General features: G+C 30.9%; 2 protein-coding genes. Both read left to right on the top strand.

Annotated features, from left to right (window positions below; all coding sequences use genetic code 11):
• The first annotated feature begins 84 nt into the window (after nucleotides 1–84).
• Nucleotides 85–387 (top strand): GRAM domain-containing protein, encoded by a 303-nt coding sequence (locus tag FBT53_RS15895; protein WP_136952172.1) that lies wholly within the window; start codon nucleotides 85–87, stop codon nucleotides 385–387.
• Nucleotides 388–553: 166 nt separating this feature from the next.
• The gene (locus FBT53_RS15890; RefSeq protein ID WP_136952171.1) at nucleotides 554–1474 is read left to right on the top strand and encodes a hypothetical protein; all 921 of its coding nucleotides are present in this window, start codon (nucleotides 554–556) and stop codon (nucleotides 1472–1474) included.
• The last annotated feature ends 248 nt before the right edge of the window (nucleotides 1475–1722 follow it).

Raw genomic sequence — 1722 nt, 5'->3', positions numbered from 1 at the left:
TTTTGAAGTGAATTTTCTTCGTGTCATATAAGTAAATTTAAGTTTCTTTTTAAGAACTTAACCTACTGTCCTGTTTTTGGGGGGATGCTCACTCCAGACGAGCATATTGAAATTGAGGATACAACAAACTTATGGCGAGGAATTGAAGCTGTTGGTGGAAAATTGTATTTAACCAATAAAAAGTTAGTTTTTAAGCCTCATAAATTGAATATACAAAAAGGGCAAATCAACATTCATTACAATAATATTACTGAAATAAGAAAAAGAAAAACAGCTAAAGTAATTGACAATGGTATTCAAATAAAAACACATGATGGAAATGAATTTAACTTCGTCATTAATGAAAGGGAAAAATGGATTGAAAAATTAAATAATAAAATTAAATAACATACTGCAAAAAAGGCAAATAGAATTTTTTTGTTCTCGTTTACTTGTGTAAAGCCTCCAACATTTGGCTTGCGCCAGTGCCCTGTGCTAGTGCCAGTTTGGAGTGTATGTTTTAAGCAGCATCAAAACCCTTGTAATTACTCACAACCCAACCAATAGCATTACTATGAGAAAAACATTATTTCTTTTACTAATCATTTCGTCTTTCAGCTATGGACAGACCAAATATGACAACTTCGATGAACTAATTTCAGAAGCAAACAAATTGAGAACTGATGCAATTTATGAACAAGCAATTTTAAAATACAAAGACGCTCTTGATATATTAACACCTAACTCCAGCACACCCTTTTTTAATCTTGCAGAATGCGCATTGAAATTAAATAATAATGTCTTAGCTGATAAATGGATTAGAAAAGGAATTGCGGAAGGTGGAGCGCAAATGGAATATTTGAGAAAGTATAAAGGTTTTAGTGAAATTCAAAATGAAGAGTTTTATCAGAAAATTATTGAAGATTACAATTCACTAAGACAACAATATTTCTCTACTATAGATAACATTGATATTTATCTAGAAATAGAGGAATTGACAGCGAGAGATCAATTTGTAAGGAAAATTGACGATTATATAAGTGGGAGAACGGATGAAGATATCTCGAATGCAATGGAACAGCTAAAAATCGCTCAAAAAGAAAATGATTCGGTCAACATAAAAAAATATATGAATCTAATTTTTCCAAAACCAAATAAGGAATACAAGAAACTTCAAAACGAATTAATGCGAAAAGTAGATTCATTGAACATTCAAAGACTTATGGAAATCACCAAAGAACACGGTTGGCAAGAAAGAGCTTGGATAATTCTTTGGCATCAAAGAGGGAATCACGATGAGGACAATTACGTTTGGAATTACTTTAGACCTCTCATAAACAAAGAAATTGAAGATGGTAAAATAAGTCGAAATTTTTGGAGTGCATTTGACCAATTTAAAGAAATGATAAAAAATGGGAATTTTGGAACAATTACAGTTGGTGAGAAACCAAAAAATGAAATTAAAAATGAGAATAAAAAAAAAATAAAAGGATAAGCACTATTTAATTATCCAGATACACGCAAGCTCTAGCGCTCCCCTACCACCATTTTTACTTTTTACTTACAGTATTTTATGTATTACCCTATATTTCTAATATACAAGAAGAAGTTAGTATTAGCAGTATTTGAAACCGTTACAGACTAGAGATTATTTGGCATCGTCCTGAAATAGGTTGACTAAAAAAGTTATCATATTTAGCAATCTATGGAAGAATCAAAAAAACCACCCTGTCGAAAAAAGAA

This window comes from Flavobacterium sp. ASW18X (genome assembly GCF_005144745.1).
GTDB lineage: Bacteria > Bacteroidota > Bacteroidia > Flavobacteriales > Flavobacteriaceae > Croceivirga.
Note: the sequence above shows the minus strand (reverse complement) of the source record. Positions and strands in the feature narration are given on the sequence as shown.